7 protein-coding genes are annotated in these 6,657 nt (G+C 71.2%); 3 read left to right on the top strand and 4 right to left on the bottom strand.

Annotated features, from left to right (window positions below):
* The 4 genes from AC1DXK_RS29625 to rho form a co-directional block, all read right to left on the bottom strand.
* The coding region (locus tag AC1DXK_RS29625; RefSeq protein WP_477299620.1) for a shikimate dehydrogenase at positions 1–460 on the bottom strand (460 nt) is incomplete at its 3' end.
* The gene (locus AC1DXK_RS29620; protein ID WP_457108503.1) at positions 457–1,452 is read right to left on the bottom strand and encodes a cation diffusion facilitator family transporter; all 996 of its coding nucleotides are present in this window, start codon (positions 1,450–1,452) and stop codon (positions 457–459) included. The genes AC1DXK_RS29620 and AC1DXK_RS29625, both read right to left, overlap by 4 nt.
* A gap of 12 nt (positions 1,453–1,464) precedes the next feature.
* A complete protein-coding gene (locus tag AC1DXK_RS29615; RefSeq protein ID WP_457108502.1) occupies positions 1,465–2,076 on the bottom strand; it encodes a Maf family nucleotide pyrophosphatase in 612 nt (203 codons plus the stop codon).
* A gap of 274 nt (positions 2,077–2,350) precedes the next feature.
* Complete coding sequence (rho, locus tag AC1DXK_RS29610) at positions 2,351–3,700, bottom strand: transcription termination factor Rho (protein ID WP_477299619.1); 1,350 nt, start codon at positions 3,698–3,700, stop codon at positions 2,351–2,353.
* A 377-nt stretch (positions 3,701–4,077) separates the two neighbouring features.
* Between rho and AC1DXK_RS29605 the strand changes: the two genes are divergently transcribed.
* From AC1DXK_RS29605 to AC1DXK_RS29595, 3 genes are all read left to right on the top strand, one after another.
* On the top strand, positions 4,078–4,581 hold the full coding sequence (locus tag AC1DXK_RS29605; RefSeq protein WP_457108517.1) for a DUF3429 domain-containing protein: 504 nt from the start codon (positions 4,078–4,080) through the stop codon (positions 4,579–4,581).
* A 244-nt stretch (positions 4,582–4,825) separates the two neighbouring features.
* Positions 4,826–6,373: a histidine--tRNA ligase gene (gene hisS, locus AC1DXK_RS29600; RefSeq protein WP_457108500.1), complete on the top strand. Its 1,548-nt coding sequence runs from the start codon at positions 4,826–4,828 to the stop codon at positions 6,371–6,373.
* 90 nt (positions 6,374–6,463) lie between these two features.
* On the top strand, positions 6,464–6,657 hold a 194-nt coding region (locus tag AC1DXK_RS29595; protein ID WP_477299618.1), incomplete at its 3' end, for a hypothetical protein.

Genomic DNA, 6,657 nt, shown 5'->3' with positions numbered 1-6,657 from the left:
CGGCGAGCCCGACCACGACGGCACGCGCCGCCCCGCCGGCCCCGAGCACGACGGCGGTGCCGCCGGCGCGGGCCGGCCAGGCTTCGCCCAGGCTCTGGTCGAGATGGGCGCAGAAGCCCGGCGCGTCGGTGTTGTCGCCGCGGATCCGCCCGTCGGGCTCGACCACCAGGGTGTTCACCGCGCCGATCTTTTCCGCCCGCGGCGTCAGGGTGTCGGCGAGGGCGAAGGCCGCCTCCTTGTGGGGGATCGTGACATTGCCGCCCCGGTAGCCGGAGGCGGGCAGGCCGCGGACGAAGTCCGGAAACGCTTCCGGGGCGACGTCCAGGCGCTCGTAGGAACCCGCAAGCCCGTGCTCGGCGAGCCAGTGGCCGTGGATCAGCGGCGAGCGCGAATGGGCGATCGGGTGGCCGACCACGAAGGCGCGGGCGATCGGGGCGCGGGAGATCGGGGCGCCGGTCACGCGGCGCAGGCCTTCGCGAGGCGGCAGTCGGGGCCGCCGGCCGCCTCGATCTGCAGGGTCGCGTGGCCGATGCCGAAGCGCTCGCGCAGGGCGTCGGCGGTCTCGATGAGGAAGCCGTTCCCGGCCGGAAGCCGGACCGGGTGGTCCTCGGCCATCACGAGGTGGACCGTGAGGGCGACGCTCGTGGTGCTCATCGGCCAGATGTGGAGGTCGTGGAGGTCGGCGACGCCGGGCCGCGCGCGCAGGAAGCCGCTCACCGCCTCGGGGGAGATCTCCGGCGGCACGGCGTCCAGCGACATCGCCACGCTGTCGCGCAGGAGGCCCCAGGTCGCCCAGACCACGAGGCCCGCGACGACGAGGCTGACCGCCGGGTCGAGCCAGACGAGCCCGGTGAGCTGGATCACGAGGCCGGCCACCACCACGCCGGCCGAGACGGCGGCGTCGGCCGCCATGTGCAGAAAGGCGCCGCGGATGTTGATGTCGCCCTTGGCGCCGCTGGCGAAGAGCCACGCGGTCAGGCCGTTGACGAGGATTCCCAGGGCGGCCACCACCATCACGGTCGTGCCCGCGACCGGCTCGGGATGGACCAGCCGGACCAGCGCCTCCCAGATCACCGCCCCCATGGCGATCAGCAGGAACACGGCATTGAACAGGGCCGCCAGGATCGAGGAGCCGCGATAGCCGTAAGTGAAGCGCGCGCTGGCGCGGCGGCGCACGAGGATCGCGGCGATCCAGGCCGCGGCGAGGCCGAGAACGTCCGAGAGGTTGTGGCCGGCATCGGCCACCAGGGAGATCGAATTGCTGAGATAGCCGTAGACCGCCTCCACGCCCACGAAGGCGGTGTTGAGCGCGATGCCGATGGCGAAGGCCGGCCCGAAATTCTTCGGGGCATGCCCGTGGCCGCCATGACCGCCATGGCCATGACCACCATGACCGCCCTGGGCAGGGCTCCCGTGCGAATGGCCCGCGTGCGCGTGGTCGTGTCCGGCCAAGGCGATGGTCCCTCAGAAATCCAGAAGCCCGGCGGCGCGCAGGCGGGCGAGGAGCGGCAGGAGCGGCAGCCCCAGCACGGTGCTGTGGTCGCCCGCGACCGTGTCGAACAGGTGGATCCCCGCCCCTTCCAGCTGGTAGCCGCCGACGCTCGACCGCACCCGGGCCTCGCCGGCGCACTCCACATAGGCCGCGATGGCCCGGTCATCGAGGGGCCGCAGGGTCAGCCGGGCGGTCTCCACGAAGGCGTCCTCGACCGTCCCGGCCAGGACCACCGCGGAATGCAAAGCGTGGGTCCGGCCGGCGAGGCGGGCGAGCTGCGCCCGGGCCGCCGCAGCATCGGCCGGCTTGTGGAACACGACGCCGTCGAGGTCGAGCACCTGGTCGGCGCCGATGACCAGCCGGCCGGGGAGGCGCGCCGCCACCGATTGGGCCTTGGCGCGGGCGAGGGTCAGGGCGAGGTCGGGCGGGGACAGGCCGGCGCTCTCCGCCTCCAGGGCGCGCTCGTCCACGTCGGGGGTGGCGGTCTCGACCGGAAGGGCGGCGCTCTCCAGGAGGAGGCGCCGGGTCGGGCTGGTCGAGGCGAGGAGGAGCGGGTCCGGACCGGTCCAGGGCGAGCGAGGCATCGCGCCAGTGTCACGGATCCTGGGGCAGGTGCAAGCCGGAGAATGCCCCTGCGACGGGGCTGCGACGAGCCCCGCCGCCGGACTCAACCGGCCGGCGGGGCTGTCGCGGGGCCGATACGCAACCTGGCGCCCGAACACGATCCTGGCAGGGAGCGGTTAGGGGAAGGTCAACGGCCCGATCGCGCCGCCGGCCGATTCCGTGCCGCGGCGGCACAGACGATGACGGGACAGGCGCGTCTCCCTCCCCCGTGGGGGGAGGGAGGGCGCGTCCGCCTCAGGTGTTCATCGAGTCGAAGAAGTCGCCGTTGCTCTTGGTCTGACGCAGCTTGTCGAGCAGGAACTCGATCGCGTCGGTGACGCCCATCGGGTTGAGGATGCGGCGCAGCACGTAGGTCTTCTTGAGGGCGTCCGGCGGGACCAGCAGCTCCTCCTTGCGGGTGCCCGAGCGGGTGATGTCGATCGCCGGGAAGATGCGCTTGTCCGAGACCTTGCGGTCCAGGATGATCTCGGAGTTGCCGGTGCCCTTGAACTCCTCGAAGATCACCTCGTCCATGCGCGAGCCGGTGTCGATGAGCGCGGTGGCGATGATCGAGAGGGAGCCGCCCTCCTCGATGTTGCGGGCGGCACCGAAGAAGCGCTTGGGCCGCTGCAGGGCGTTGGCGTCGACACCGCCGGTGAGCACCTTGCCGGAGGACGGCACCACCGTGTTGTAGGCGCGGCCAAGGCGGGTGATCGAGTCGAGCAGGATGACGACGTCGCGGCCGTGCTCCACGAGGCGCTTGGCCTTCTCGATCACCATCTCGGCGACCTGCACGTGGCGGGTGGCCGGCTCGTCGAAGGTCGAGGCGATGACCTCGCCCTTCACCGAGCGCTGCATGTCGGTGACCTCCTCGGGCCGCTCGTCGATGAGCAGCACGATCAGGTAGCATTCCGGGTGGTTGAGGGTGATCGACTGGGCGATGTTCTGCATCAGCACGGTCTTACCCGTGCGCGGCGGCGCCACGATCAGGGCGCGCTGGCCCTTTCCGATCGGCGCCACGATGTCGATGATCCGCGGGGAGAAGTCCTTCTTGGTCGGGTTGTCCAGCTCGAGCTTGAACCGCTTCGTCGGGAAGAGCGGCGTCAGGTTGTCGAAGTGGACCTTGTGCTTGATTTTTTCCGGATTTTCGAAGTTGATCGTGTTGACCTTCAGAAGGGCAAAGTAGCGCTCGCCGTCCTTGGGGCCGCGGATCGGGCCTTCGACGGTGTCGCCGGTGCGCAGGCCGAAGCGGCGGATCTGGGTCGGCGAGATGTAGATATCGTCGGGACCCGGCAGGTAGTTCGAGTCGGAGGAGCGCAGGAAGCCGAAGCCGTCCTGCAGCACCTCGACGGTGCCCGAGCCGATGATCTCGACCTCCTTGGCAGCGAGCTGCTTCAGGATGGCGAACATCAACTCCTGCTTGCGCATGGTCGAGGCGTTCTCGACCTCGACCTCCTCGGCGAAGGCGGTCAGGTCGGTGGGCGTCTTGGACTTGAGGTCCTGGAGCTTGACCTCGCGGACGCCTTCGAGGGCGGCGGGCATGGCGGGCACATCGGCCGGCTCCGCGGTCTCGAGATCGGCGAGGGCGTCGGGGTTTGGCGTCATGGATGTCTTGCAACCGACGGAGAAGGTGGGAGGGCCGGTTCTGTGCCAGGCACCCGGGGGATGGGCACCGGAGAGCGGGCCGCGCTGCGGCGAGGGGCCCGAGATCTGAGTGGCGAAACCGATGAGGCAGGACCCTCGCGGCTCACGGGCGCGCTGCGGCGCAGACCTTGTGATGAGGGCACGACAGGGATAACGCCTTTTCTTCCGGTACTCAAGGGGTCGCTGCGGTGACCGTCGGGGGCCTCGCCGGGGCGCCGCGTCGGCGCTACACGGGCGCTGCCCGGGACCGGTTGCGGAACTGGGCCGGCGCGCGGCCGTTCCCCGTCCCGGTGCTGCGGCGCAGCAGACCGTCGAATCGAGAGTTCCCCCTGACCGCCATGCGCGACGACGCCACCGGACGCACCCTCACCACGCACGAGCCCCGCCGGATGCCCTGGCTCGACATCGTCTTCGGCTTCGGCCCGATGCTGCCGATCGCCGTCGGCGCCGCCGGGACGTGGTGGCTGAACGGCAAGCCCCTCGATTACCTGGTGGCGCTGTTCACCCTGCTCTACGCCGCCTCGATCCTGCTGTTCCTGGCCGGGGTGCGCCGGGGCGTCAGCTTCCGGACCGAGGGCGGGCCGCACGTGTCTCAGATCGTGACGATGCTGGTCCTCTACGGGCTCGGGCTGTTCAGCCTGTTCGCGGCGGTGATGGGCAAGGCGGTGCCGGCGCTGGCGATGCTGATCCTCGGCTACGCGGTCGTCGGGATCCTCGATCCGATCGCCGCGCGGGCCGGTGAGGTTCCCCTCGCCCATGCCCGCCTGCGCCCGCTCCAGATGCCGATCGCCGTGGTGAGCCTCGCGGTGCTGCTCTGGCTCAAGCTGACGGCGCCGTACTGAGAGCGCCCTACGGGCTGCCCGCGGGTCGGGCATGCCCGGCAGAGGCTGCGAACCGCCGCTGGATGCGCCGCGCCTGTCCGGGCGCCCCTGTCCGGACGCGCGACGGACGCCGGCATCCGGAAACCGAATTCCCCTTTCGCACCGCATGCTCTAGAGCCCGACCACAGGATCTCCGCTCGCCGGAGACGACTCAGGATCCGATCCGGACCCGGGTTTCGGGTCCGCGGGAAGCGAACACGTTCACATGTCCAAGGCCGACACCGCCAGGGCCGAGAAGCCCGAAACCCTGAAGCCCCGCCTGCCGCGCGGCTTCGTCGACCGGCGCGCCGACGAGATCGCCGCGCAGGGGCGGATGCTGGAGACGATCCGGAGGAGCTTCGAACTCTACGGGTTCGAGGCCCTGGAGACGCCCTTCGTCGAGTACACCGAGGCCCTGGGCAAGTTCCTGCCCGACCTCGACCGCCCGAACGCCGGGGTGTTCTCGTTCCAGGACGACGACGAGGCGTGGCTGTCCTTACGCTACGACCTCACGGCGCCGCTCGCCCGGTTCGTCGCCGAGAATTACGACGCCCTGCCCAAGCCCTATCGCAGCTACCGGGCGGGCATCGTCTTCCGCAACGAGAAGCCGGGGCCGGGCCGGTTCCGCCAGTTCATGCAGTTCGACGCCGACATCGTCGGCGCCGGCAGCATCGCGGCCGATGCCGAGACCTGCATGCTGATGGCCGACACGCTGAACCGCCTCGGGCTCGGCGGCCAATATGTGGTCAAGGTCAACAACCGCAAGGTGCTGGACGGGGTGATGGAGGCGATCGGGCTCTCCGGCCCCGACAAGGCCGGCCAGCGCCTCACCGTGCTGCGGGCGATCGACAAGCTCGACCGGCTGGGTGTCGACGGCGTGCGCGACCTTCTGGGCGCCGGCCGCAAGGACGAGAGCGGCGACTTCACCAAGGGCGCGGGCCTCGACGCAGCGGCGATCGGCCGGATCCTCGCCTACGTGTCGTTCCAGGCCGACGCCGCCGACGGCGCCGACAAGATGGCGTTCTGGGAAAAGTTCTTCGCGGGCTGGCACGATGCGGTCGGCGATTCGGAGACCGGCCGCGAGGGGATCGCCGAATTGCACGCGATCATGCGCCTCTGCGCCGCCGCCGGCTACGGCCACGACGTGATCCGGGCCGATCCGAGCGTGGTGCGCGGCCTCGAATACTATACCGGCCCGGTCTACGAGGCGGAGCTGACGTTTCCCGTCACCAACGAGGACGGCCAGACCGTGCGCTTCGGCTCCGTGGCGGGCGGCGGGCGCTACGACGGCCTCGTCGGGCGGTTCCGGGCCGAGCCGGTGCCGGCCACCGGCTTCTCCATCGGCGTCTCGCGCCTGTTCTCGGCCCTGCAGCTCGTGGGCAGCCCGCTGCTTTCCGGCGTCGAGACGCCCGGTCCGGTGGTGGTGCTGGTCCTCGACCGGGAGAACATGGCCGATTACCAGCGGCTGGTGGCCCTCCTGCGGGCCGACGGAATCCGGGCTGAACTCTATCTCGGCGCCGCCGGCATGAAGGCGCAGATGAAATACGCCGACCGCCGCCGCGCCCCCGTCGCGGTCATCCAGGGCTCGAACGAGCGCCTGGCCGGCGAGGTCCAGATCAAGGACCTGATCGCGGGCGCCCAGGCGGCCGAGTCCATCGCCAGCAACGCCGAGTGGAAGGCGGCGCGGCCGGCGCAGGTGTCCTGCCCGGAGGCCGACATGGTGGCGCAAGTCCGCGCCGTGCTGGCCCGGCACTTCCCGGTCTCCGCGGACTGAGGCGGCGGACCGGGGCGTTCACGGGTCGAACGCGGCGGCTCCTCGGGCGTTGTCGTCCGTCGGCGCCGTTGAAAGGCCGGGGAGAGCGGGATGCGCGCGAGGATCCTCATCCTGTCGGCCGGACTGGTCCTCGCCGGCGCGGTGCCCGCCTGGGCAGCCCGGCCATCCCTCGATCGATTGCCGAGCGCGACGGTCCGCGCGACGCCCGGGACCGGCAGCGCGCCGGTCCTGAGCACCGGTCTGGCGGGCGCCCCGGCCCTGACGGCGCTCGCCCGGCGCAAGCC

This window comes from Methylobacterium sp. P3_A11, from assembly GCF_056403155.1.
The sequence above is the reverse complement of the archived record's forward strand: the minus strand, read 5'-3'. Positions and strand labels throughout refer to the sequence as shown.